The following is a 25,618-nucleotide window of genomic DNA, read 5'->3' as shown; positions in this document are numbered from 1 at the left end:
CGTGGAATTGCTGCGCTGCGACGACGATCGACTCGCGCCTGGGGCTGCGCTCGCGCCCGCGACGCGCTATATTTTCGTCAGCAAATTATCGCTATCGATAGAGCGGACAGCAGGGCCGCGGTCCGTCGCGCCCACGCCCGGAGGCCCCTAATGACTGCCGCAACCCTCACCGATCCCTATGCCGCCCGGCCCTGGGTCGCCTCCTACCCGCCGTTCGCGCCCGGCGAGATCGACCCGGCGAGCTATTCGACGCTCGTCGAAATGTTCCGCCAGAGCGTCGTCGAATTTTCCGACCGCACTGCGCTCCAGAGCTTCGGCGCCAAGCTCACCTACGCGGAATTCGGACAGGCCGCGCGCGCCATCGCCGCCTGGCTTCAGTCGCAGGGCGTGGAAAAGGGCGATCGCATCGCGATCATGGCGCCCAATGTTATGGCCTATCCGCCGCTGATCTTCGGCGTGCTGCTCGCCGGCGGCGTCGTCGTCAACGTCAATCCGCTCTACACGCCCAAGGAGCTCGCCTTCCAGATCGACGACGCCGGCGCGCGCATGATCTTCGTGCTCGAGAATTTCGCGCATACGGTCGAAGCGGCGTGGCCGTCGATGCGCGTCGAAAAAGCCGTCGTCATCGCCCCCGGCGATCTGCTCGGCCTGCGCGGCCCAATCGTGAATTTCGTCTCGCGCTATGTGAAATGCGCCGTGCGGCGCTATCGCCTGCCGCAGAGCCTGCGCTTCTCGCAGACGCTGCGCGCCGGCGCCGCCGCGCCATTGCGAGACGTGACCATCGTCCCCGACGATATCGCTTTTCTGCAATATACGGGCGGGACGACCGGCGTCGCCAAAGGCGCCATGCTGCGGCATCGCAATGTCGCGGCCAATGTGGCGCAATCGGCCGCCTGGCTCTGTCCCTATCTGCCGACGCCGCTCGATCAGGTGATGGTGACGGCGCTGCCGCTCTATCACATCTTCGGCCTCACCGCCTGCTGCCTGCTGATCGTCAAGATCGGCGGCTCCTGCCTGCTCATCGCCAATCCGCGCGACATCGCCGGCTTCGTGAAGACGCTGCGCAAATCGCGCTTCACCATGATCTCCGGCGTCAACACGCTCTATGCGGCGCTCGCCAATCACCCGAAGTTCCCGCTCATCGACTTCTCCGATCTCATCTTCTGCATCTCCGGCGGCATGGCGACGCAGGACGTCGTCGCGCGCAAATGGAAAGAGCTGACCGGCCACCCGATCATCGAAGGCTACGGCCTCTCGGAGACGTCGCCGGTCATCGCCTGCAACCGGCCCGATCTCGAGGAATTCTCCGGCGCCATCGGCTATCCCTACCCTTCGACGCAAGTGTCGATCCGCCTGCCCACCGGCGAGCCCGCGCCCTTCGGCGAGCGCGGCGAGCTCTGCGTGAAGGGCCCGCAGGTGATGGCCGGCTATTGGAACAGACCCGAGGAGACCGCCGCAGCGACGACGCAGGACGGATTCTTCCGCACCGGCGACGTCGCCGTGATGCTGCCCGATGGACAATTGAAGATCGTCGACCGGCTCAAGGAGATGATCCTCGTCTCCGGCTTCAACGTCTATCCGAACGAGGTCGAGAATGTGCTGACGCGCCATCCGAAGGTGAAGGAGGCCGCGGTGATCGGCATTCCCGATCCGCATTCGGGCGAGGCGCCGCTCGCCTTCATCGTGCCGCGCGACGCGAGCGTCACCGGCAAGGAGCTGCATGATTTCTGCCGCGAGACGCTGACGCATTACAAAGCGCCGCGCCATTTCGAATTCCGCGACAGCCTGCCCAAGAGCGCTGTCGGCAAGGTGCTGCGCCGCGTGCTGAAGGAAGACTATCTGGCGCGCGGAAAGTAGAGCGGCGCCTGACGTGCGCATCCCTTCTCCCGCCTGCGGGAGAAGCGATGCGCACGTCTTTCAACCAAATCGATCCGCCGCCTCGTCGATCGCCGCATAGAGAAGATCGAGCTCGCTCGCCTCTATGCAATAGGGCGGCAGAATATAGATCGCATTGCCGAGCGGCCGCAGCAGCAGCCCGCGCGCGACGAAGAAATCATAGAGCGCGGGACCGATGGTCGCGAGATAGCCCGCGTCGCCGACGCGCAGATCGAGCGCCGCGATCGTGCCGACGCGTCGCACATCGGCAAAGCGCGCATCATTCGCAAAGCGTCGCAGCCGCTCCTCCTGCATGGCTGCGAGACGCGCGATACGGCCGCGCACGTCCTCGCTCTCCCATATGTCGAGATTGGCCGCCGCCGCCGCGCAGGCGATGGGATTGGCGGTGAAGGAGCTGGAGTGAAAGAAGGTGCGCGAGCGGTCGGTTGAATAATGCGCCTGAAAAATCTCCGCCGAGCACATCGTGACGGCGAGCGGCAAGGATCCGCCGGTGATGCCCTTGGCGTAGCAGGCGATGTCCGGAACGATCCCCGCCTGCTCGCAGGCGAATAGCGTTCCCGTGCGGCCGAAGCCGGTCATCACCTCGTCGGCGACGAAGAGCACGCCATGCGTCGCGCAGATGCGCCGCATCTCGCGCAGCGTGTCGGCGCCATAGACGAGCATGCCGCCGGCGCCGAGCAAGAGCGGCTCGACGACGAAAACCGCAGCGTCGGCGCTGCGACAGGCGGCCTCCAGCGCATCGAGCGTTTCCTGCTCGCCTCCGGCGCGCGGGAAGGGAATGCGCGTCACATCGAACAGCAGCGGCTCATAGGCGGCGTTGAAGACCGAGCGCGCGCCGGTCGACATGGCGCCGATCGTGTCGCCATGATAGCCATGCTCGAGCGCGATCACGCGATTGCGCGCGACGCCGCGATTGCGGAAATAGCCGAGCGCCATTTTGATCGCGACCTCCACCGAGGTGGAGCCGCTATCCGAATAGAACACATGATCGAGCCCCGGCGGCGTCAGCGCGACGAGCCGACGCGCGAGCGTCTCGGCGGGCTCATGGGTGAAGCCGGCGAAAATCACCTGATCGAGCCGATCCGCCTGATCCTTGATCGCCTGCACGATCATGGGATGGCGATGGCCATGGGTGATGACCCACCATGACGAGATCGCATCGAGAATCCGACGGCCGTCCGCCGTCTCCAGCCAGGCGCCTTCGCCCCGCGCGACGCGGATCGCTCGCCCTTGCAGCGCATGCTGGGTGAAAGGCCGCCAGACAGGCGAATCCGTCATTTCAGCCCACCCCGTCGAAATCGGCGCGGCGAAAATGCGCCGCGAAAGTCGCCGCCAAAGTCTCGGCCGTGAGCGGCGACACGAATGGAAGACGGCCGAGCGCGCGGGCGCCGGACAGCTTGGCGATGATGCGCTGCGTATCCTCATTCTCCTCGCCGACGAAAACGACGCCGACGATCGGAATCTCGCGACGCCGCAGCGCTTCGAGCGACAACAGGCTGTGATTGATCGTTCCGAGCGTGGTGCGCGCGCAGAGAATGACGGGAAGCCGCCAGCGCGCGAGAAGATCGATCGTCGAAACCGCTTCGGTCAGCGGCGTCATCACGCCGCCGGCCGTCTCGACGACGAGCGGCGCGCGATCGGGCGGAGCGAGGCGGTCCACATCGATCGTGACGCCGTCGATGCGCGCGGCGAGATGCGGCGACGCCGGAGTCGTCAGACGATAGGCTTCCGGCAAAAGCTTTGCGGCGGCGAGCCCCGAAAGCCGCGCGACGGTCATCGTGTCCGTCTCGCCGTCGAGGCCCGATTGCACGGGCTTCCAATAAAAGGCGTCGAGCGCGCCGGCGAGCGCGGCGGAGAACACCGTCTTGCCGACATTGGTGTCGGTCCCGACGATGACGAAGCGCGTCATGTCGGCAGTCTCGACAGCTCATGCGCGAGATCGTCGATCATCGCGGAAATCTGCGTCTCGCTCACATGCAGCGTGAGGGAGATGCGCAGCCGCGCCGTTCCGTCCGCCACCGTCGGCGGGCGGATGGCGCGAATGTCGTAGCCGAGCGCCTGCATCGCGGCGGCCAGCGCCAGCGCGCGGGCGTTGGAGCCGACGACGATCGGCGCGATCTGCGACAGCGGCGGCGCGAGTCCGACGGCCTGCAATTCGCGCGCGGCGACGGCGACGCGCGAGCGCAACGCGGCGCGGCGTCCTTCCGCCCGCTCGACGATCGGCAGAGCGGCGCGCAGGCAGGCGGCGACCAGCGGCGACGGCGCGGTGGCGAAAATAAGCTGGCGGCAGCGATTGATCAGAAATTCGCGCAACACGGCGGGCAGCAGCACGAGGCCGCCGAACACGCCGAGCGCCTTGCCGCAAGTGTGCAGCGTGACGACATTCTCGCGGCCCTCGAGCGCAGCGGCGAGGCCGCGCCCGCCTGGACCATGGACGCCCGTCGCATGCGCCTCGTCGATCAGCAGAAACGCATCATGACGCGCGGCGATCTCGGCGAGCGGCGCGAGCGGCGCGAAATCGCCGTCCATGCTGTAGAGGCTCTCGACGACGATCCAGGGCCGGCCCGTTCCGCCGCCGCGTCGCCATGCCGCGATCTCGTCCTCGAAGGCGTCGGCGTCGTTGTGCAGAGCGGCGACGGTCTCCGCGCGCGACAGGCGCATGCCCTCATGCGCGCTGGCGTGAACGAGCGAATCATGGACGATGAGATCGCCACGCTGCGGCAGAGTGGCGAGCAAGGCCTCATTCGCCGAAAAGCCCGCGCCGAAATAGAGCGCGCTCTCGGCATGGAAGAAGGCCGCCGCCTCGCGCTCCAGCGCCGCATGCTCCTCATGGTCGCCGCGCAGCAGACGCGAGCCGCCGGCGCCGATGGGAACGCCGCGCGCCAGCGCCGCCGCGGCGGCGTCGCGATACTCCTGCGACTCGGCGAGCGCCAGAAAATCATTCGAGGTGAAGTCGAGTCCGCGGCGCGGCGCGAGCGCGCGCAGCTGGTCCTGCGCGGCAAGGCTCGCGAGGTCCGCCGCATAGACGTCGAGAACGCCGCCCCCGCGCTGATCTGTCGTCACGAAACCCTTCCCGAGCAGCTCGGCCGGATGCGCCGAAGCGGCGGTTACATAGCCGGCCGGCGGCGGAACGGCAAGAAAGGCCCCGGCAAGAGCTTTTCTTCGACGCGCGGCTTGAAATTCCGCGCGGCCAACGCGATCTGAGCAGAAACGAGAGGACGCCGCATGCCCGTGAACGCCAGCGAAGCCGAGGCCGATCCGCCGTCGCGGATCGCATGGCCGCCGCGGCTCGTCGTCGTGGCGATCGCGATCGGCGCTCTGCTCGACGCGCTTCTCCCACTCTCCGACAGCGCCTGGCCGCCGAGCGCGCGCATCGCGGGCGGCCTCGTCATTGCGCTGGCGCTCGCCAATGATGTCTGGTGCGCGCTGCTGATGCGGTGCCAGGGCACGACGATGCGGCCCGATCGCGCCGTGTCGAGCCTCGTCGTCGCGGGCCCGTACCGCTGGTCGCGCAATCCGATTTATGTGTCGCATGTGGCGCTGGTCGCAGGCATCGGCCTCGCTTTCGGCTCGGTCTGGATGATCCTGCTGACGCCCGCGCTGGCGTTTCTCCTCCAGCGACTGGCGATAGAGCGGGAAGAGCGCCATTTGTCGCAACGGTTCGGCGCGGAATTCGACGCCTATGTCGCGAGAACCCGCCGTTGGTTGTAGACTGACGCGCGAGAGGAGCGAACCAGAATGCCCGACGCCTCGACTCGCGCAGACATGCCCGCCGCGGGCGATGGGACGCGGCTTTCCTTCGGCGTGCGCGGAATGACTTGCGCCTCCTGCGTGTCGCATGTCGAGAAGGCGCTTCGTGGCGCGCCCGGCGTCCTCTCCGCCTCCGTCAATCTCGCGACCGAGCGAGCCGATGTCGCTCTCGCGCCCGCCGCCGATCTCGACGCGCTGGCGCGGGCCGTGAGCGACGCCGGCTATGAGCCTTCCGTCGAGACGATCGAATTCGGCGTCGGCGGCATGACCTGCGCCTCTTGCGTCGCCCATGTCGAGAAGGCGCTGCGCGCCGCGCCCGGCGTGCTCTCCGCCGAGGTCAATCTGGCGACCGAGCGAGCGCGGGTGCGCGCGCTCGGCGGCGGCGATACCGCCAAGGCGCTGCGCCGCGCCGTGACGGAGGCCGGCTATGAGCCGCGCGAGATCGAGAGCGGGAGCAAAGCCGCCGATCGCGAGAAGGACGCGCGCGAGCAGGAGGCCGCGTCGCTGCGAAAGCGCTTGCTCATCGCCGCGGCGCTGAGCGCGCCGGTCGTGTTCCTCGAGATGGGCGCCCATATGATTCCGGGGCTCGGCGATTGGTTCATGGCCAATATCGGCCATGAGACGACGCGCTACGTCTCCTTCGCGCTGGCGACGCTGGTGCTGGCCGGACCGGGCCGCCCCTTCTACGAGAAGGGCTTTCCCTCGCTCTGGCGCGGCCATCCGGACATGAACTCGCTCGTCGCCATCGGCACGATGAGCGCCTATCTCTATTCGGTCGTCGCGACTTTCGCCCCCGGCCTGCTGCCGCAGGGCGCGGCCAATGTCTATTATGAATCGGCCGTCGTCATCGTGACGCTGATCCTGTTCGGCCGCACGCTGGAGGCGCGCGCCAAGGGCCGCACCTCGGAGGCCATCCGCGCGCTCGCCGCGCTGGCGCCCAAGACCGCGCGCGTGCTGCGCGGGGCCGAGCAGATCGAGCTGCCGATCGACGATGTCGTCGTCGGCGATCTCGTGGCGGTGCGGCCGGGCGAGCGCGTCGCGACGGATGGAATCGTCGTCGACGGCGCCTCGCATGTCGATGAATCGATGATCACCGGCGAGCCCGCGCCGACCGCCAAGCGCAAGGGCTCGGAAGTCACCGGCGCGACGGTGAACACCACCGGCGCCTTCACCTTCCGCGCGACGCGCGTCGGCGCGGACACTGTGCTCGCCGGCGTCATTCGCATGGTGGAGCAGGCGCAGGGCGCCAAGCTGCCGATACAGGCGCTGGTCGATCGCGTGACCGGCGTCTTCGTGCCCGCGGTGCTCGCCGTCGCCTATCTCACCTTCCTGCTTTGGCTCGCCTTCGGGCCGCAGCGCGACGTCTCTCATGCGCTGGTGGCGGCGGTCGCCGTGCTGATCATCGCCTGCCCCTGCGCCATGGGCCTCGCCACGCCCGCCGCCATCATGACCGGCACGGGACGCGCCGCCGAGCTCGGCATTTTGTTCCGCAAGGGCGAGGCGCTGCAGAGCTTGCGCGATGTGACGCTGATCGCCTTCGACAAGACCGGCACGCTCACGCGCGGCAGACCGGAGCTCACCGATCTCGAGGCCGCGCCCGGCTTCGAGGCCGATGAAGCGCTGCGGCTCGCCGCCAGCGCCGAGGCGCGCTCGGAGCATCCGATCGCCGGCGCTCTGGTCGCCGCGGCGAAAGCGCGCGGCCTCGCCATCGTCGAGACGCGCGATTTTTCGGCGACGCCCGGAATGGGCGTCGAAGCGACGGGCGATGGGCGCAAGATCGCCGTCGGCGCCGCCCGCTACATGAGCGCGCTCGGCCTCGACGTCGGCGCTTTCGAGGCGACCGCGGATCGGCTCGCGGCGGAGGGCAAGACGCCGCTCTATGTCGCGATCGACGGGCGGCTCGCCGCCATTCTCTGCGTCGCCGACGCGCTCGAGGAGACGAGCGTCGCCGCTGTCGCCGCGCTGCACGCCCAAGGCGTGGCGACGGCGATGATCACCGGCGACGACGAACGCGCCGCGCGCGCCATAGCGGCCAAGCTCGGCATCGACGAGGTCGTCGCCGGCGTGCTGCCGGAGGGCAAGGTCGCCGCGCTCCAGCGCCTGCGCGAGGGCCGCAAGATCGCCTTTGTCGGCGACGGCGTGAATGACGCGCCGGCGCTCGCCGCAGCCGATGTCGGCATCGCCATCGGCACCGGGACCGACATAGCGATCGAGGCCGCCGACGTCGTGCTGATGTCCGGCCACGTCGCCAAAGTGCCGGCGGCGCTCGCTCTGTCGCGCGCGACGATGCGCAATATCGCGCAAAATCTGTTCTGGGCCTTCGGCTATAATGTGATTCTGATTCCCGTCGCGGCAGGCGCGCTCTATCCGGTGAATGGAACGCTGCTCTCGCCCATGCTCGGCGCCGGCGCCATGGCCTTTTCCAGCGTCTTCGTGCTGACGAATGCGCTGCGGCTGCGACGCTTCCGCCCGCCGGTGGAGGCGAGCGCGACACCGAAGAGTTTCGAGGAGAGCGCGCCTGAAGGCGCGCGGTCCATCACGGACCCGGATCGCGAGCCTTCGGGCGCGCATTTCGAAGAGACCAGAGTGGAGGAAGCACAGATGACGACGACATTCGACGTTCAGGAAATGTCTTGCGGCAAATGCGTGAAGCATGTGACCGAGGCGGTGCAGAAGGCCGAGCCGCAAGCGCAGGTGAAGATCGATCTCGCCACCGGCAAGGTGGAAGTCTCGCCCTCGCCCAAGGACCCGGACGGGCTCGCCAAGATCATCACCGACGCCGGCTATCCGGCGCGTGTCGCAGCCTGACGAGACCACGCAAATGGCGGGATCGCTCTTCGGAAAGACGCTGTTCATCACCGGCGCGAGCCGCGGCATCGGCCTCGCCATAGCGGAGCGCGCCGCGCGCGACGGCGCCAATGTGGCGATCGTCGCCAAAAGCATCGCCGAGCATCCCAAGCTCCCGGGGACGATCTTCACGGCCGCCGCGGCGATCGAAAAAGCGGGCGGGCGAGCGCTCGCTCTGCCTTGCGACATTCGCTTCGACGCTCAGGTCGCGGACGCGCTCGACAAGACGGCGGCGATCTTCGGCGGCGTCGATATTCTGGTCAATAATGCGAGCGCGATCGATCTGCGCGGGATCGAGGCGCTGGAGATGAAGCGTTTCGATCTGATGCATCAGATCAACGCGCGCGGCAGCTTTCTCTGCGCGAAGCTCGCACTGCCCTATCTGAAGACATCCGACAATCCGCATATTCTCACTCTGTCGCCGCCGCTCGACATGAGCCCGCGCTGGTTCGCGCCCAATCTCGCCTACACGATGGCGAAATATGGCATGAGCCTCGTCACGCTCGGCCTCGCGCGCGAATACGCGGACAAGGGCGTCGCCGTGAACTCGCTATGGCCGGAGACGGCGATCGCCACCGCCGCGGTCGGCAATCTGCTGGGCGGCGAGGCGGCGCTGCGGCGCACGCGCAAGCCGCAGATCGTCGCCGACGCCGCCCATGCGATTTTGACGCGCGACGCACGCGCCTGCACGGGCAATTTCTTCGTCGACGTGAATGTTCTGATGCAAGAAGGCGTGACCGATTTCGCCGCCTATGCGGTCGATCCGAGCGTTCCCGCCCTATTGGATTTCTTCCTCGACGCGCCGATCACCGCCGGCGTGCAGAAAATTCCCTTCGGCGGCGGCTGAGGGCGCCGCTCAGGCGAGCGCCGAAAAGCCCGAATAGAGCGTGTAGAGCCCGACGAGAGAGATCAGCGCGCTGGAGAAATACGGCGCCTTGGCGGCGATCTCACCGAAGCCGGACCAGCGGTCGGAGGCATGGCGCACGCCCACCGCGGCGGCGACGCCCACGGCGACCATCGTGAGCGCGAGGCCGACGCTGAAGCATAGAACCAGCGCCGCGCCGAGCGTCAGCTTGCCGAGCTGCAGACAGAGCAGCAGCACGGTGATCGACGCCGGACAAGGAACGAGCCCGCCGGTCAGACCGAACAGAATGATCTGTCCCGTCGTCACATGGCGGGAGGAGAAGCGCCGCTTTATATCCGCGGCATGGGCGCGTTCATGCGCATCCATCGTCTCCTCGTCGAGCAGGAGCGCGGAATTGGCCGATGCGGCCTCGCCATGCGCATGATGATGCGCGTGGTCATGGTCATGGTCGTGGTCGTGGGCATGAGAATGGTGATGCGCGTGATCGTGCTTGCGCGACCGACTGTCGCGCCAGATGCGCCATGTCATCCAGGCGGCGACGGAGAGGATCATCGCGCCCGAGGCGATCTCGAGATAGGGCTCATTCGCCTCGGCGTTCCAATGCGAGCCGAAGTAGAGCCCGGCGAGCGCCACGAGCCAGACGATCGCCGTATGCGAAAGCGTCGCCGAGAGGCCGAGCAGAACCGCCTGGCCGACCGTGCCGCGCACAGCGACGATGAAAGCCGCCATCATCGTCTTGGAATGACCGGGCTCGAGGCCGTGCAGCGCGCCCAGCGCGACCGCGGTCGGCGCGAACAACCAGGCGTTGGCCGCGCCGTCCCGAAACATATCCGCGAGATTCGCCATACGCCCTCAATTCTCCGCCGTAGGCATATACTGACTTTCCGCCCATGCGTTAAGACCCTCGCGGCGGCGACGGCCGTTTTGCCGCGGTAAGGATGAATAGAGAATCGCCGGTCTCGCGACATCTAAACGGGAGGCCTCCCCTTGACCGGCTCGCCCGGAGAGCCGAAACTTGCCACATCGAGCTCGAAAACCTCACGGTTTCATCGTCATGGATCGCCTTCTCGCGTCGAGCGCATCCGCCCAGGAGGCGACCCGGCGCGCCATCCGCGGCAAGCGGAGCGGCGAAGGCCCGCGCGTCCGCTTCGGAACGGATCGCGCCGGCATGAACGCCGCCGCGCGCAGCGAGAGCCTGACCATCGGCGCCGTCTCGCGGCCGACGCGGCGCATTCGCTCGATCGTCTTCGACACCGCCGTCGACGATCTCGGCAAGCAGAACATTCTGCTGCGCGGCTATGAGATGCACGGCGCCGCTTTCGTCGAGCTGAGCTGGGCCCGGGCCGCGACGCCGGGCGGCGCGCGCGGCTCGATCGAATTGCGCGTGCCGTCGCTCGAGGTCGGCAAGATGCTCGGCTTTTCCGAGCCCTTGCGCCGATCGATCGCCAATCGCCCATTGGAGGCGCGCAGCGTCGCCGAGACCGAGCGGCGGGAGCGCGTGCTCGAGCGCGCCCATACGCGCATCGCCGTCTGCTTCGACGACGGCTTCGTCGAATGCGGCGGGCGGCGCTCCGATTTTCACGAGATCGAGCTACAGCTTCTCGAGGGCGCGGAAGAAGAGTTCTGGACTGTCGCCGCCGAGCTCGCGCCACGCGCGAAGGCGCGTTTTCTGCCGATGAGCGAGGTCGAGCTGGCGCTCGCCCGCGCGACCGGCGCCGGCGTCGCGCCGGTGAAGGCGCGCCGGCCCACGCTCGCCGCCGATGCGTCGCTCGACGAGGCGATCGTCACGGCGCTGTCGGCCTGCCTCGATCAATTCGTGGCCAATTGGCCGGCGTTGCAATCTCACGCGCCCGAGGAGGCCATTCACCAGATGCGCGTGGCGCTGCGACGCTTGCGCGCCGGCGTCGGCATGCTGCGCCGCGGCGTCGTGAGCGAGGCGCTGGAAGCAGCGGCCGTCGGCGCGCGCGACATTTCGGCGACGCTCGGCGCGGCGCGCAATCTCGACGTGCTCGTCGATTTGCTGGTCGCCGGCCCGCTCGCCCAGGCCAATGGCGAGCCGCGCTTCTATGCGCTGCTCGACGCGGCGGAGCGGCGGCGCATCGAAGCGCATGCCGCGGTCGCGGCGCTCGTCGCGGCGCCGGCGACGACGCAATTCGTCATCGATCTGCGCGCCGCTCTGGCCGCCAAGGCTTGGCGCCCGCCGTCCGGCGACGCAACGCAGCAGCGCTCCGCCTTCGACCCGAGCGCGCCCGGAACGGCGAAGAGCTTCGCCATGCGTTCGCTCGATCGCCTGCATCGCCGCGCGCTCAAGAAGAGCCGCGACCTCGCCGCGCTCACGCCCGATCAACGACACCAGGCCCGCATCGCCTTCAAGAAGGCGCGATATGCGGCGGAATTCTTCGAATCTCTGTTCGGCGCTCATGCGAAGGCGCGCCGCTATCTGCGGCGGACCGCCGCGCTGCAGGACAAGCTCGGCGCCGTCAACGATCTGACCGTCGCGGCCGAGCTGCTGCGCGGGCTCGGCGAAGCCGACGCGGACCTTGCGCCGGCGAGCGCCTTCGCCATCGGCTGGTGCGCCCATGCGCGCGCGGGCGCCGCCGTCGATTGGAAGAAGACCGAGAGGTCGTTGAAGACGCTCGAGACCTTCTGGCGCTGACAGCGATCCCGACAGCGGCGCGCGAGGAACCATGACGCTCGCAGAGCGTTGACTCGCCAAATGAACACCATGCCGCCACAGCGGCGCGACCCGATCGAATGGACGCGGTCGCCGCCGCTCAAAATCGCGCAGATCGCGCCGCTGATCGAAAGCGTTCCGCCGCGTCTCTATGGCGGAACGGAGCGCATCGTCTCTTATCTCACCGAAGAGCTGGTCGCACACGGACACGAGGTCACGCTCTTTGCGAGCGGCGGCTCGGTCACCTCGGCGCGGCTCGTGTGCTGCAGCGATCTGCCGCTGCGCCAGAAGGGCGCTCCGGACCCGACGCCGCATTATCTGCTGATGATGGATCGCGCGCGGCGCATGGCGTCGCAGTTCGACATTTTGCATTTCCACATCGACCAGCTTCATTTCCCGCTGTTTCGCGACATTGCGGCGCATACGCTGACGACGCTGCACGGACGCCAGGATCTGCCGGATGTCGAGCGTTTCTACGCCGGCTTTCCCGAAATGCCGCTGGTCTCGATCTCGGATTCGCAACGCATCGCGGTTCCACACGCCAATTTCGTCGGGACCGTGCCGAACGGCCTGCCGCACGATCTGTTCGCGCCGACGCTTCATCCGAGCGGCGACTATCTCGCCTTTCTCGGTCGCGTCTCGCCGGAGAAGGGCCTCGATCACGCGATCGCCATCGCCCGCGCCGTCGGCATGAAGCTCGAGATCGCGGCCAAGGTCGACCTGCCGGACCAAGCCTATTTTCACCAGACGATCGAGCCTCTGCTCACGCTCCCCGGCGTCGAATTCGTCGGCGAGATCGACGATCGCCGCAAGAGCGGCTTTCTCGGCGAGGCGCGCGCGCTGCTGTTTCCGATCGAATGGCCCGAGCCCTTCGGCCTCGTGATGATCGAGGCCATGGCCTGCGGCACGCCCGTGCTCGCCTTTCGTCGCGGCTCCGCGCCGGAGATCGTCGAGGAGGGCGTCACCGGCTATCTCGTCGACAGCGTCGAGGAGGCGATCGCGCGCATGGGCGACGTTCTCGCGCTCGACCGTGGCCAGGTCCGGCGGCGCTTCGAGACGCGCTTTTCCGCCGCGCGCATGGCGAAGGACTATGTCGCGATCTACCGCCGGCTGCTGCGCGCGCCGGCGCCCGCCGAGCTGCGCGCGCATCCCATTGTGCTGCCGCCGACCTATTTCAACGCGCATGTCGAGGAACAGATCGAACCGGACAACTCATATCCCTCGCTTTAGCTCGAGCGACGAGACGCGCCGCGCGCCGCCCGACGCCGGCGCCGACGCGCCGCAGGCGCATGAGCTGCAATTCTATATTCCGGCCACGGGGCCGCCGTCGCGGCCGCGGCGAACGCTCAAGCACAATGACACATTCGCCGTCTTCGACAGCCATGGCGACATAGGCGCGACGGCGGGCGGGCCGGACGGGCTCTTCGATCACGACACGCGCTATCTGTCGCATCTCGAGCTGCTCATCGAAGGCGCGCAGCCGCTGCTGCTCGACTCGGCGATACGCGACGACAATCTGAGCTTCTACGTCGATCTCACCAATCCCGATATTTTTCGCGACGAGACGATCGCTCTGCTCAAAGACTCGGTCTATGTCTCGCGCACGCTGTATCTCAAGGACGGCTCGCTGCGCGAGCGGCTGGAAATCTCCAATCAGAGCGCCGAGCCGCTCCAGCTCGATCTGTCGATCGGCTTCGGCAATGATTTCGCCGATATTTTCGAGGTGCGCGGCGTGCGGCGCGCCAAGCGCGGACGCGCCTGGACGCAGCGTCTCGCCGCTGGCGCTGTCGCGCTCTATTATCGCGGCCTCGACGGCGCGCTGCGCGAGACGGCGCTCTCCTTCGAGCCCGATCCGTCATTGCTCCTCGACAGCGTCGCGACCTATTCGCTGCGGCTCGCGCCGCGTCAGGCGCAGACGATCTTCCTCACCGCGGCCAGCCGCGGACGCCTGCCCAAGTCGACGCAATCCTTCTTCAACGGCCTCACCGGCCTGCACCGCGAGCTAAAGGCCGCCGCCGGCCAGAGCGCGCGCGTCGAAACCGCCGATCCGACGCTCAATCAAATTCTCTGGCGCTCGACCGCCGATGTGCGCATGCTGCTCACCAGCACGCCGGAAGGCCCCTACCCTTACGCCGGCATTCCCTGGTATTCGACCACATTCGGACGCGACGGAATCATCACCGCGCTGCAGATGCTGTGGTTCGATCCGTCTATCGCCGTCGGCGTGCTCGAGCGGCTCGCCGCCCATCAGGCGGTCGGCTTCGACGCGCGCTCGGACGCCGAGCCCGGCAAGATTTTGCACGAGATGCGCGACGGCGAGATGGCGGCGCTCGGCGAAGTGCCCTTCGGCCTCTATTACGGATCGGTCGACGCGACGCCTCTCTTCGTCGTTCTCGCCGGCTATTACGCGCGCCGCACGGGGGATTACGGACTCGTCTCCAAGCTCTGGCCGGCGATCGAGCGCGCGCTCGCCTGGATCGACGGGCCCGGCGATCCGGACGGCGATGGATTCGTGGAATATGCGCGCCACACCGACCAGGGCCTGCGCAATCAGGGCTGGAAGGATTCGCATGATTCCGTGTTCCACGCCGACGGGCGTCTCGCGGAAGGGCCGATCGCGCTCGTCGAGGCGCAGGCCTATGTCTATGCCGCGCGCCGTCTCGCCGCCCATTGCGCGCGCGAGCTCGGCCTGCATGATCGCGCGGCCGAGCTCGCGCGCGCCGCCGAAACGCTGCGCGAGCGTTTCGAGGCGGCGTTCTGGTGCGAGGAGATCGGAAGCTATGCGCTGGCGCTCGACGGCGACAAGAAGCAATGCAAAGTGCGCACGAGCAATGCGGGACATGCGCTCTATTCGGGCATAGCGCAGCCCGATCGCGCGCAGCGCGTCGCCGACGGCCTGCTCGAGTCGCGGTTTTTTTCCGGCTGGGGCCTGCGCACTGTGGCGCGCGGCGAAAGCCGCTACAATCCGATGTCCTATCACAACGGCTCGATATGGCCGCATGACAATGCGCTCATCGCGCATGGTTTCGGCCGCTACGGCTTCAAGGACGCCGTGGCCGCCATATTCGAATCGCTGATGCGCGCCGCCGGCTATATGGAGGCGCGCCGCATTCCCGAGCTCTATTGCGGCTTTCGGCGCCGTCACGGACGCGGCCCGACGCTCTATCCCGCCGCCTGCTCGCCGCAGGCCTGGGCGGCGAGCGCGCCCTTTTTGTTCATCCAGACGATGCTCGGCCTCGAATTCGACCACAAGGCGCGGCAGGTCCGCCTCGTCAATCCGATCGTCCCCGTGTCCGCCGGCGAGATCGTCATTCGCAATCTCTCGCTCGGCGCGGCGCGCGTCGACATAGCGCTGCGGCAGGACGCGCGCTCGGCGATCTCGCTGCATGTGCTGCGCACGATCGGCGACGTCCAGGTGTCGCTGGTCTTCGATCCCGATGCGCGCGAGCACCCGCTCACGGCGAAAGGCTGAGCCCCCCCGCTGGTCCCCACGGCGATGGCCGCGCCATGGCGGAACCTTTCGCCGGACGCGGCGTTGCTTCGGGACGCATAGGAGGAAGAGCCAATGGCGAGCGCCAATCCGGACTTCAATCTCGTTTCCAGCGAGGACGTCGAAGGCACGACTGTTTTCGATCGGCTCGGCAATGAGCTCGGCGAGATCGATCATCTGATGATCGACAAGATCTCGGGCCGCGTGCGCTACGCTGTGATGAGCTTCGGCGGATTCCTGGGCCTCGGCCACAGCCATTATCCGCTGCCGTGGAACTCGCTCGCCTATGACAATGAGCGCGAAGGCTATGTCGCCGACATCATCGAGCAGCAGCTCCAGGATGCGCCGGAATTCAGCGACGACAGCTGGGGCGATCGCGATTGGGAAAAGCGCGTCCACGAGCATTATCACGCGCGCCCCTATTGGGACGAGCAGCCACAACGGAGCGAGCAGCAGCCGCGCCCGCGCGGCTGAGCCCTTCGCTGCGGCTATCGCGCGGATCGACAGGCTTCTCCGCTATGCGATAGAAATTTCACACGATCGATTCGCGCTTTGCTTTTTCTCGACTCGTTTTTTCGAATGGAGATTTGCAGGTGACTGGAGATTTTCGGGTGATTATTCAGCCCCTCGCGTCGCGGCCTTTCGCGACGTTCGGCGTCGCGGCCGCGCTGCTCTGCGCGCTTTCGGCCCCTGCTTCGGCGCAGGCCGACGGCTTCTTCGTACCGGACTGGCTCGCGCCAGTGGCGGCGCCCGTGCTCACGCCGGGCGTCCTCACCGCCGCGCCCTATTCCTATTTCTACCGCTATCCGGCGCCCTATCCTTACGTCTACGCCCGCAACGGCTGCCTCGTGAACGCCCCGATCTTCGACGGCTGGGGCGCTTTTCTCGGCTATCAGAGACTGCGCGTCGCCTGCTGATCGGCGAGCCGCTTGTCGAGCAGGATCTGATTGGCGTCGAGCGAGAACTCCTTCCACGCCGCCGCTATGTCGAGCAGCGTGACGTTGAGATAGTCCTTGGACGGCTTGTGCTCCTCCGGGAAATTGGAGAGCGCGCAGGAGGTGCGGTTATAGTCGATGACGCCGTCCAGAAGCTCCTGGATGAAGCCGTCGAACGCCTTTTGCGCCAGCGGCGTCAGATCGGAACGGCCCTTGTCCACCGAGACGACCGAGTGATCGAAGGGCAGACCCTCGAGCACGGCGATCGATTCTTTCAGAACCGCCTCCATCGCGCCGAGCATGGCCCGCTGGGTGATCTGCTCGCGCTGGCCGTTGGAGAGGCCGAAATTCAGCCGCTGCCGATAGCTGGCGAAGGTCGGCGCGCGCTTGGCGTTCACCCATTCGCGGAAACGCGCCATGCTCGCTTCGTTCAGCGCCTCGCCCGTGGCGCCTTCGCTCACGCCGGAAATCATGATCGCCGTCTCCTTCTGATCGAGAAGACGCAGCCGGATGCGCTCCGCTGCGACCAGCGCGCCCTCGAGATAGCCGCCGCCCTCGCGCGCTGTCTCTGTGCCGCCGAGATAGAGCTTGCCCTCCCAGAAGGCCTGACGCAGCAGCGGATCGCCATAATCGGGATGCTCGGAAGGCGGCGTCAGATCGATCGTCGAGCAGGTGAAGGGCTCGCAAGCCCAATCCTGCAAATGCTGCTCGCCGTCCTCGAGCGGTCTGCCGAACAATTGGACGAGCTGACTTTCGAGCAGCATGAACATGCCGCCGCTGAAGGCTTCCCGCAGCTCGGCGGAGAGCGCGAAGAAGCCGCCGATCGCCGCATGCTCGCCCTTGGCGTCGCAAGCGTCGAAAATCTCGCCGAGCACGGCCTGCTCATGTGTGGCGAAAGCATTGCCGGAATGGCCTTCCGTGCGCCAGGCGGGCGCGCCGGAAAAGCCGACCACGCATTTGGCCTGCGCCGCCATCCAGGTCGGCGCGCTGCGCATGGCGTTGCGGCTCATCGCGTCGAGCTCCGGCTCGAAGGCGAGATGCTCCGCGAGCAGACGCGGCGGCACGGTGAGCACGGCGCGCTTCGCGGTCACGGTCTCGGTTTTGCCGTCCGTCTCGAAGGTGAGCTCCACATGATCGCCGCGGTCGGCGACCGAGCGCAGCACCGCGGAGAGATGGATCGCCTCCGCCGGAATCGTGGCGGCCAGCGCCTCTATCAGCGAGGCCATGCCGCCCTCGAGCCGGCGCGCGCCGGAATGGAGATTGGGCGTCATGCGCGTTTCTGGCTTCTTGTCGCCGAACGCGAGCAGCAGAGCGGTGCCCGGATCATATTGCGGGAAATCCGCGAGGCCGAGCTCCTTCACCAGAGCGGTAATCGTCGGCTGCGTGTCCGGCCAGAACCACGTCGGCCCGAGATCCACGCGCATTCCCGAGGCTTTGTCCTCGACCGACAACACGCGGCCGCCGAGCCGCGGACGCGCCTCATAAAGCGCAAAGCTCACACCCGCAGCGGCAAGTCCGCGCGCCAGCGCCAAGCCAGAGGCCCCGCCTCCGACAATCACAACGTCCAGCATCGTTCAGCTCCTGAGCCGTCTGGCCTTTTGCTGGAAAGCGACGCAAAGGGCGTGCCGCGGATTTTGTCGCATTTGCGCCCTTTCCGGGCTGGCGCCGGGCGTGCACAGTCGGCGCGGCCTCCGAGGGAGAGACGACAGTGACCAACGACCGCAACCGCCTCGGCGAGGAGACGAGCCCCTATCTCCTCCAGCACAAGGACAATCCCGTGCATTGGCGGGCCTGGTCGGCGGAGACGCTGGCGCTCGCCAAGGAGAGCGGCAAGCCGATCCTGCTCTCCAGCGGCTACGCCGCCTGCCACTGGTGCCATGTGATGGCGGCCGAGAGCTTCGAGAGCGAGGCGATCGCCGCGCTGATGAACGAGAATTTCGTCAATGTGAAGGTCGATCGCGAGGAGCGGCCGGACATAGACCATCTCTATCAGCAGGCGCTGCAGCTCACCGGGCGGCGCGGCGGCTGGCCGCTGACCATGTTCCTCACGCCGGACGGCGAGCCCTTTTGGGGCGGCACCTATTTCCCGCCCGAGCCGCGCCACGGAATGCCCGGCTTCGCCGATATTCTGAAAGCCGTCTCCGAGCTCTGGCGCGAGAAGCCCGACGTCGTCACGCGCAATGTCGCGGCGATCGGCGACGGGCTGAACCGTCTCGCCGAGACCGCGCCGGCCGAGCCCATATCGCCCGATCTCGTCGAGACCATCGCCGAGAAGCTCGACGGCTACATCGACCGCGTGCACGGCGGCGTCGGCGGCGCGCCGAAATTCCCGCAGGCGGCGAGCCTCGAATTCCTGTGGCGGGCGTGGAAGCGCACGGGCCGCGCCTCCTTCCGCGACGCGGCGCTGACCACGCTCGACCATATCTGCCAGGGCGGCATCTATGATCATCTCGGCGGCGGATTCGCGCGCTATTCGACCGATGAGCGCTGGCTCGCGCCGCATTTCGAGAAAATGCTCTACGACAACGCCCAGCTCGTCGATCTGCTGACGCTGGTCTGGCAAGAGGAGCGCAAGCCGCTCTACGCCGCGCGCATCGAGGAGACGATCGAATGGGCGTTGCGCGAGATGCGCCTGCCCGAGGGCGTTTTCGCCAGCAGCCTCGACGCCGACAGCGAGCATGAGGAAGGCAAGTTCTATGTGTGGAGCGCGGCGGAGGTCGACGCCGTCCTCGGTCCGCGCGCAGCGGCCTTCCGCGCCGTCTATGACATAGAAAAAGGCGGCAATTGGGAGGGCAAGGCGATTCCCAATCGCCTGCGCGACATGGCGCTGCTGTCCGCGCAAGACGAGGCGGCGCTCGCGGAGGATCGCGCAAAATTATTGGCGGCGCGCGCGGCGCGCGTGCGGCCCGGCCGCGACGACAAGGCGCTCGTCGATTGGAACGGGCTGATGATCGCGGCGATCGCGACTGCCGCGCAAGTCTTCGAGCGGCGCGACTGGCTCGAGGCGGCGGCGGCGGCCTTCGACTTCATCGCAGCGCGGATGACGACCGCCGAGGGCCGGCTGCTGCATTCCTATGGCGCCGGACGCGCCAAGCATATGGCGGTGCTCGACGATTACGCCGATCTCGCCCGCGCCGCGCTGGTCCTCCACGAGGCGACGGGCGAGACGCGCTTCCTCGAGCGCTGTCGTGACTGGATCGAGATCGTCGAGACGCATTATCGCGACCAGAGCGCCGGCGGCTATTTCTTCACCGCCGACGACGCCGAGGCGCTGATCCGCCGCGCCAAGATCGCCGAGGACGCGCCGCTGCCATCCGGCAATGGAACGATGACGCAAGCGCTGGCGCAGCTCTATCATCTGACCGGCGACAATCGCTATCGCGAGCGCGCCGAGTCGAGTCTCGCAGCCTTCGCCGGCGTCGTGCGGCGCGGGCTGCTCGGCTATTCGACGCTGCTGAACGGCGCCGAGACCTTGCGCGACGGATTGCAGATCGTCGTCATCGGCGCGCGCGACACGGACGATACCACCGCGCTGCTGCGCGTCGTCCATGGCGCGAGCCTGCCCGGCCGCACGCTCGCGGTCGTCGCGCCCGGCTCCACATTGCCGCCCGACCATCCCGCCGCCGGCAAAACGCAGATCGACGGAAAGGCCGCCGCCTATGTCTGCCGCGGCGCGACCTGCTCGCTGCCGATCACCGCGCCTGCGGACCTCCAGGAGGCTTTGCGAGCGCCGCGCTAAGGCGTCTTCCAGGCGAGCGCCGCCGCATAGCCCGGCGGCGCCGCGAGCCGCGCCGCGCGAAGATCGCCCCATTCCGTCTCGGCGTGGCACAGCTCATAGAGCTCGCCCTGCCCCGGCCAGACGGAGAAAGCCTGAAGCTTCTCCGTTATGCCGAGCCCGAGCGCCTTCAACGCCGCCTCCTTGGCCACCCAGCGCTCGAAAAATCCAGCGACGTCTATCCCTTCACGCTCCTCTCGCGTCAGCGTGATCGTGGCGAGGCCGGCGACATCCGCGGTCGCATCCACGCGCTCTATGTCGACGCCGACGGCCCAATGCCGCGAGAAGGCGACGAGCGCGCAATCGCCGGAATGCGAGACATTGAAGGAGACGCCGCCGCCGGCGAGCTCCGGCCTGCCATAGCGCCCGGCCGTAAAACGCAGCGTCGCCGGATCGGCGCCGATCCTCTCGCCGAGCAGGCGGCGCAGAGCGGCGCGCGTCGAGACCATGCGAAGCCGATCCTCATGCCGAAAGAAGCGCAAGGCGCGCTCGCGCTCCTCCGTGTTCAGCACATTCCAATCGGCGTCGGGCCAGGGTGCGGCGAGATCGAAATCGAGCCGCAGGACCTCGATCCGCCCTTCGCCGACCGCCGGAGACCATAAGCGCGTCAAGCCTGCTCCTCGCGCGCGCCGAGCGTCTCGATCGCCCGCTCGAAAGCCGATGCGCTCGCGCTGCGCAACGGACAATAGGGAATGCCATGGCTCTCGCACAGGCTCTTCACCGCGCCGACCGCGCGATGACTGACGCAATCGACAGGGAAGAACACCGCATCGGCGCGCCGCACCAGCTCGCCGAGCATGGCGCGATTGTCCTCCATGCCCCCGTCATGATGAATCAGCGAGCCATTGCGGCGCTCGACGAGACGCTGCAGCCGGCAGACCGTGCGCGGCCGCCCGCCGACATAGAGAATGCAACGCCCGCACAGATCCGTCTCGCACTCGCGCGGCTCGGCCTCGACGGCGATCTCGGACGCGACCGTCGGCGGCACGCTCCGCGCCGGCTCCGCCGCGACGGAGCGCGCCTCCTTCGCCGTGAGGCGCTCGAGACGGCGCTCGAGGCGCACGTGATCCTCGCGCAGATCGGCGTGGGCGAGACGAATCGCCGCCAGCTCGCGCAACGTCTCGTCGCTTCTCTCCTCGGCGCGCAGGGCGTCGACTTCACGGCGCAGGCTCTCGCATTCGGCGGAAAGCGCGCGCCCTTCGCGAAGCTCGACGCTCATCCGGCCGATCTCGGCGCGCAGCCGCGCGAGCTCGTCATTGCGCTCGCCGATGACATTGGCGAGACGCCGCGCGATCTCCGCCTTCTCGCGTCGCGCCTCGACGACCTCGCGCGCATCGCCGCGATGCGCAGCGCCGCTGATGTGCGACATCATGTGAATGTCGCCGAAAATGCGCGTCTCCACGCTCGACGTGAGGCGTGGATGGCCGATCAGCGCCCAATAGGCGCCGGGAACGAACCCATTGTCGACGGCGGTCTCCCAATAGGCGAGAAGCGCATCATCGCCGCCCAGCGCCTTGGCCTTGCGGATCGCGCCCTCATATTTCGTGTCGAGATGCTTTTGCACCGCGCGGGCGACGACATTCTCGTCATGCATCTTCTCGACGAAGAGGCCATGGATCTGATAATCGCCATAGCGCGCCTCGTCTCCGAGAAATCCGGTGCGCCGCGCGATCTTGCGCAATTCCGCGATCGTCAGGCAGGTGCCGATGATCGAGCAATGCGACGCGCCGATGATCTCCCATATGCGGCGGCGCGCGCCCGCCTCCCGCCGCGCGGCGGGCGCGAGCTCGAACCCCTCGCTCGCCATCGCGGATTTCAGCACGCTCAGCGAGACCAGCTGCCGCCGCTCGCTCATAGCGCCGTCTCCGCGACGTCGCGCGCATTTGTCTGCTCGAGCACGGCGTCGAATCCCTCGAATTCCGGATGACCGACATAGAGCGGCTTGTTCTTGCCGGCGTTCTTATGCGAATCGCGAAACTGCTGCGACGTCGTCCAGGCGAGGAAGCTCGCCTTGGTCTCCCACATCGTGTGCGAGGCGTAGAGCGTATGATCCTCGCGCTCGGGCCCGCGCAAGAGATGGAAGGAGACAAAGCCCTCCATCTCCTCGAGACGCGTGCGGCGCGACGCCCAGATCTGCTCGAACGCCTTTTCCTCTCCCTTGACCACTTTGAAGCGATTCATCGCGATGAACATGTCGAGCTCCTTAGTTCGTCGGCCGCGCGCGGCGGCCTTGGTTGGGGCCATCGTCGCCCGGCGCCGCGTCGCGATCAAGCCCCGCCTCGGCCCCGGACGCTGCAAGAGTTCCAAAATCATCGCTCTTTTCCAAAATCACCACTCTGCAAGCTTTCCAGCCGGCTCTCCACGATATCGCCAGAAACGCCGCCATCATCGGCGTCGATGGAACCGAAGGAGACCGCCGAATGTGCGACATCGAAGGAGAGAAACGCAAGATCGACGCCCTGCTCGAGCGGGCGGCGCGCGCCGCGCCGGCGAGCGAGAGCGCGAGCGAGAGCGCGCTCGCGGAGTTCTGCATGACCGCAGCGAGCGACCATTATTCGACCGAATGTCCAGACGAATGCCTGCGTCGACGCTGCGCCGATTTCGCGGCGCGCGTCATGCGTCGCGATGCGGCGGACAGTTGGCGCGCGTCGACCGCAAAGCGGAAAGACGCGGTCGCTCAGGCAAAAGCCTGAGCGATATCGGCGACGAGATCGTCGGGATGCTCTATGCCGATCGACATGCGCACCAATGCCGACGTGATGCCGATCTCGCGCCGCGCCTCCTCCGTCAGCCCCGAATGCACAGTGGTCGCAGGATGGCAGACCAGCGATTCCGTGCCGCCGAGGCTGACGGCGAGCTTGAAGATCTGCAGCCGGTTCAGAAAGGCGAAAGCCTCCTTCTCGCCGCCCTCGACATCGAAGGAGAAGGTGGAGCCGGCGGCGCTCGACTGGCGCCCCATGAGCGCGCGCGCCGGATGATCTTGCGGCAGCAGTGGCGGATAATGCACACGCGCGACCTTGGGATGGGCGGCGAGATATTCGGCGACGATCGCCGCATTGCTCGCGGCGCGGCGCATGCGCAGCGACAATGTCTCCAGCGAGCGCGCCAGCATCCAGCAGGAATGCGGATCGAGCTGCGTGCCGATGGCGTTGCGCATGGCGCGGATCGGCGCGAGCGCCGCATGGGCGCCGATGACCGCGCCGCCGATGAGATCGCTGTGGCCGCCGACATATTTGGTGAGCGAGTAGAGCGACAGATCGGCGCCATGCTCGAGCGGCGATTGGAACACCGGGCCGAGCAATGTGTTGTCGCAGCATAGGATCGGACGGCGACCCTGACGCGCGCCGATCTCCTGCGCGATGCGCGCCACCATGGCGATGTCGACGAGACTGTTCATCGGATTGGACGGCGTCTCCACGAAGATGATCGCGACATTGCCCGCCGCCATCGCGCGCTCGGCCGCGCCGCGCACGACGCTTTCGTCGAGACCATCGGCGAAGCCGACGCTTCGCAGCTGGAAAGGCGCGAGCGTGCGGCCGATCAGCACTTCCGTTCCGCCATAGAGCGGACGGCTGTGCAGAATGACGTCGCCCGGCTTCGCATAGGCGAGGATCGTCGTGACGATCGCCGACATGCCGGACGAAAAAACCAGCCCCGCTTCCGCATTCTCATGCACGGCGAGACGATCCTCGAGGATCTCGAGATTGGGATGATTGAAGCGCGAATAGACGAGGCCCGGCTCGGCGCCGCGCTCGGGCGCGCTGCGGCCGGCCATGTAGTCGAAATAGTCGCGTCCTTCCTCCGCCGTGCGAAACGCGAATGTGGACGTGAGAAACACCGGAGGCTTCACCGATCCTTCGGAGAGAGCCGGATCGTAGCCGTAGCCGAGCATCAATGTCTCGGCGTGGAGACGGTGCTCGCCGATGCTTGTCTTGTGATAGCGTTCGCTGCTCATGACGACTCTCCCTCTGATCGGCGCGCACATGAATTACTTTAGATTCTCAATCTATTTTCACGCTCGCGCTCGCGTCTCGCATGCTCATCCACACAAATGAATACGTAGCTTTTTCCACTAAGGTCGCTTGCGCGTCACAGTCACAGAAATTCGACGATGTTTCGCGCGATTGCGGCTCGCCGTCGTTGACCGAATCTCGGAGCGGGACTTAGCATTTCAATAGCCGCATTACCCCACGGCGAGCGGACAGCGACAGCGCGCGGCCACATGCGGTTACAAACTTTGTTGAAAAGGATTCCTCGATGAAGACGTTTTTCTCAGCCACCGCGATTGCACTGGCTCTATCCGCTGGAGCGGCGCTGGCCGCGGACCTCCCCGCTCTGAAGGCGCCGCTGGCGCCCCTACTGCCGCCGCCGCCCATGTGGACCGGGTTTTATCTCGGTCTGAACGCCGGCTACTCCTTCGGCGCCTCGAACAATGTCGAAGTCGCGACCGCCAATGTCTACGACTCGCTCGGCCCGTCCGGCTTCCTCGCGCCGCTCGTCATCGATCCTCGCGCCGGCTCGGCCGGCCTCGCGGCGAGCGGGACCGGCTACGGCCAGCGCAACGGATTCATCGGCGGCGGCCAGGTCGGCTACAATTATCAATTCGGCAACAGCTTCCTCGTCGGTCTCGAAGCCGATCTCCAGGGCGCCGGAATTCGCAGCGACAATAGTTTCGTCGGCGGATCTTCGTGGAATGCATTCAACGTGACGGGCCCGCTCGGCATCCTCTCGGCCTCCTTCAATCGCTCCGCGGCGGGAACGACGACCGTCACGTCGCGCACGGATTGGCTCGGCACGGTTCGCGGCCGCTTGGGCTACATCTGGGGCCCGTCGCTGCTGATCTACGCCACCGGCGGTCTGGCCTATGGCGGCGCTCACGCGACGACGAACCAATCTTATTTCGTCAACAACAATCTTTCCGTGAGCGCGGGCGGCGTGCAGCTCGCGGCGCTCAATGTGCCCTACGGATCGATCGGCGGCACCGCTCGCTACGACGAATCGCGCATCGGTTGGACGGTCGGCGGCGGCATCGAATGGTTGTTCGCTCCGAACCTGAGCTTCAAGGCGGAATATCTCTATTATGATCTCGGAACGGTTCACTATCTGAACGGCCCGCTGACCGCGGTCGGTCCGAGCCTCACCGTGCTGGGCTTCACCTCGCCGCAGCTGACGACGATCAATCAAGGCACCACGCGCGTGAAATTCGACGGACACATCGCGCGCGTCGGCATCAACTATCACTTCATCTCGGCGCCGGTGGTGCCGGTCGTCGCGAGATATTGATCCGACCACTTCATCGCGGAATCCCGAGAGCCCGGCCGCCACGGCCGGGCTCTTCGCATTTGGGCGTGGATATTTCGGCGCGGATCGCGCTAGGAGAATGCGA

The 25,618-nt window shown here is 67.0% G+C and carries 21 protein-coding genes; 12 read left to right on the top strand and 9 right to left on the bottom strand.

Annotated features, from left to right (window positions below; translation table 11 throughout):
• Positions 1-150: 150 nt before the first annotated feature.
• A complete protein-coding gene (locus tag VIF40_RS01625; RefSeq protein WP_331935775.1) occupies positions 151-1,857 on the top strand; it encodes an AMP-binding protein in 1,707 nt (568 codons plus the stop codon).
• 60 nt (positions 1,858-1,917) lie between these two features.
• Here VIF40_RS01625 and VIF40_RS01620 read toward each other — a convergent pair whose 3' ends face one another.
• From VIF40_RS01620 to VIF40_RS01610, 3 genes are read right to left on the bottom strand one after another with little or no spacing between them, the layout of a single operon-like run.
• Positions 1,918-3,174 (bottom strand): adenosylmethionine--8-amino-7-oxononanoate transaminase, encoded by a 1,257-nt coding sequence (locus tag VIF40_RS01620; RefSeq protein WP_331935774.1) that lies wholly within the window; start codon positions 3,172-3,174, stop codon positions 1,918-1,920.
• A 1-nt stretch (position 3,175) separates the two neighbouring features.
• Complete coding sequence (bioD, locus tag VIF40_RS01615; RefSeq protein WP_331935773.1) at positions 3,176-3,805, bottom strand: dethiobiotin synthase; 630 nt, start codon at positions 3,803-3,805, stop codon at positions 3,176-3,178.
• Entirely contained in the window at positions 3,802-4,959 is a 1,158-nt protein-coding gene (locus VIF40_RS01610) for an 8-amino-7-oxononanoate synthase (protein WP_331935772.1), read from the bottom strand. Before VIF40_RS01610 ends, bioD begins: the two co-directional genes overlap by 4 nt.
• Positions 4,960-5,121: 162 nt before the next feature.
• On the opposite strand from VIF40_RS01610, the gene VIF40_RS01605 reads away from it, so the two are divergent.
• The 3 genes from VIF40_RS01605 to VIF40_RS01595 are packed head-to-tail and all read left to right on the top strand — an operon-like array spanning position 5,122 to position 9,340.
• Entirely contained in the window at positions 5,122-5,607 is a 486-nt protein-coding gene (locus VIF40_RS01605) for an isoprenylcysteine carboxylmethyltransferase family protein (RefSeq protein ID WP_331935771.1), read from the top strand.
• A 27-nt stretch (positions 5,608-5,634) separates the two neighbouring features.
• Positions 5,635-8,454, top strand: coding sequence for a heavy metal translocating P-type ATPase (locus VIF40_RS01600; RefSeq protein WP_331935770.1), 2,820 nt, complete (start codon positions 5,635-5,637; stop codon positions 8,452-8,454).
• Positions 8,455-8,467: 13 nt separating this feature from the next.
• The gene (locus VIF40_RS01595; protein ID WP_331935769.1) at positions 8,468-9,340 is read left to right on the top strand and encodes an NAD(P)-dependent oxidoreductase; all 873 of its coding nucleotides are present in this window, start codon (positions 8,468-8,470) and stop codon (positions 9,338-9,340) included.
• Between the two features lie 9 nt (positions 9,341-9,349).
• Here the strand turns inward: VIF40_RS01595 and VIF40_RS01590 are convergent, their stop codons facing one another.
• Positions 9,350-10,204 carry a nickel/cobalt efflux transporter gene (locus VIF40_RS01590; protein WP_331935768.1) on the bottom strand — a complete coding sequence of 285 codons (855 nt, stop codon included), beginning with the start codon at positions 10,202-10,204 and terminating at the stop codon, positions 9,350-9,352.
• A gap of 208 nt (positions 10,205-10,412) precedes the next feature.
• Here VIF40_RS01590 and VIF40_RS01585 point away from each other — a divergent pair, with 208 nt between their 5' ends.
• The 5 genes from VIF40_RS01585 (at position 10,413) to VIF40_RS01565 (ending at position 16,439) form a co-directional block, all read left to right on the top strand.
• Positions 10,413-12,014, top strand: a complete 1,602-nt coding sequence (locus tag VIF40_RS01585) for a CHAD domain-containing protein (RefSeq protein ID WP_331935767.1) — start codon at positions 10,413-10,415, stop codon at positions 12,012-12,014.
• A 69-nt stretch (positions 12,015-12,083) separates the two neighbouring features.
• Positions 12,084-13,262, top strand: coding sequence for a glycosyltransferase family 4 protein (locus VIF40_RS01580; RefSeq protein ID WP_414684737.1), 1,179 nt, complete (start codon positions 12,084-12,086; stop codon positions 13,260-13,262).
• Entirely contained in the window at positions 13,216-15,504 is a 2,289-nt protein-coding gene (locus tag VIF40_RS01575) for an amylo-alpha-1,6-glucosidase (protein ID WP_331935765.1), read from the top strand. The genes VIF40_RS01580 and VIF40_RS01575 overlap by 47 nt, the downstream gene beginning before the upstream one ends.
• A 93-nt stretch (positions 15,505-15,597) precedes the next feature.
• Positions 15,598-15,996, top strand: a complete 399-nt coding sequence (locus VIF40_RS01570) for a PRC-barrel domain-containing protein (protein WP_331935764.1) — start codon at positions 15,598-15,600, stop codon at positions 15,994-15,996.
• Between the two features lie 137 nt (positions 15,997-16,133).
• Complete coding sequence (locus VIF40_RS01565) at positions 16,134-16,439, top strand: hypothetical protein (protein WP_331935763.1); 306 nt, start codon at positions 16,134-16,136, stop codon at positions 16,437-16,439.
• Here the strand turns inward: VIF40_RS01565 and VIF40_RS01560 are convergent.
• Positions 16,415-18,028, bottom strand: coding sequence for a flavin monoamine oxidase family protein (locus VIF40_RS01560; RefSeq protein WP_331935762.1), 1,614 nt, complete (start codon positions 18,026-18,028; stop codon positions 16,415-16,417). The genes VIF40_RS01565 and VIF40_RS01560 overlap by 25 nt on opposite strands.
• A 137-nt stretch (positions 18,029-18,165) precedes the next feature.
• On the opposite strand from VIF40_RS01560, the gene VIF40_RS01555 reads away from it, so the two are divergent.
• Positions 18,166-20,196 (top strand): thioredoxin domain-containing protein, encoded by a 2,031-nt coding sequence (locus VIF40_RS01555; RefSeq protein WP_331935761.1) that lies wholly within the window; start codon positions 18,166-18,168, stop codon positions 20,194-20,196.
• Here the strand turns inward: VIF40_RS01555 and VIF40_RS01550 are convergent.
• From VIF40_RS01550 to VIF40_RS01540, 3 genes are read right to left on the bottom strand one after another with little or no spacing between them, the layout of a single operon-like run.
• The gene (locus tag VIF40_RS01550) at positions 20,193-20,843 is read right to left on the bottom strand and encodes a 4'-phosphopantetheinyl transferase family protein (RefSeq protein ID WP_331935760.1); all 651 of its coding nucleotides are present in this window, start codon (positions 20,841-20,843) and stop codon (positions 20,193-20,195) included. The genes VIF40_RS01555 and VIF40_RS01550 overlap by 4 nt on opposite strands.
• Complete coding sequence (locus tag VIF40_RS01545) at positions 20,840-22,087, bottom strand: DUF2325 domain-containing protein (RefSeq protein WP_331935759.1); 1,248 nt, start codon at positions 22,085-22,087, stop codon at positions 20,840-20,842. Before VIF40_RS01545 ends, VIF40_RS01550 begins: the two co-directional genes overlap by 4 nt.
• Entirely contained in the window at positions 22,084-22,425 is a 342-nt protein-coding gene (locus tag VIF40_RS01540; RefSeq protein WP_331935758.1) for an antibiotic biosynthesis monooxygenase, read from the bottom strand. Before VIF40_RS01540 ends, VIF40_RS01545 begins: the two co-directional genes overlap by 4 nt.
• A 227-nt stretch (positions 22,426-22,652) precedes the next feature.
• Between VIF40_RS01540 and VIF40_RS01535 the strand changes: the two genes are divergently transcribed.
• Positions 22,653-22,925, top strand: a complete 273-nt coding sequence (locus VIF40_RS01535) for a hypothetical protein (protein WP_331935757.1) — start codon at positions 22,653-22,655, stop codon at positions 22,923-22,925.
• Here VIF40_RS01535 and VIF40_RS01530 read toward each other — a convergent pair.
• Positions 22,910-24,187: a cystathionine gamma-synthase family protein gene (locus tag VIF40_RS01530; protein WP_331935756.1), complete on the bottom strand. Its 1,278-nt coding sequence runs from the start codon at positions 24,185-24,187 to the stop codon at positions 22,910-22,912. The two genes, VIF40_RS01535 and VIF40_RS01530, sit on opposite strands and share 16 nt — an antisense overlap.
• A 302-nt stretch (positions 24,188-24,489) precedes the next feature.
• Here VIF40_RS01530 and VIF40_RS01525 point away from each other — a divergent pair, with 302 nt between their 5' ends.
• Positions 24,490-25,515 carry an outer membrane protein gene (locus VIF40_RS01525; RefSeq protein WP_331935755.1) on the top strand — a complete coding sequence of 342 codons (1,026 nt, stop codon included), beginning with the start codon at positions 24,490-24,492 and terminating at the stop codon, positions 25,513-25,515.
• Positions 25,516-25,618: the final 103 nt, after the last annotated feature.

Origin of the sequence: Methylosinus sp., assembly GCF_036560965.1 — a bacterium.
GTDB lineage: Bacteria > Pseudomonadota > Alphaproteobacteria > Rhizobiales > Beijerinckiaceae > Methylosinus.
This window is presented reverse-complemented; position numbering and strand designations above follow the sequence as displayed.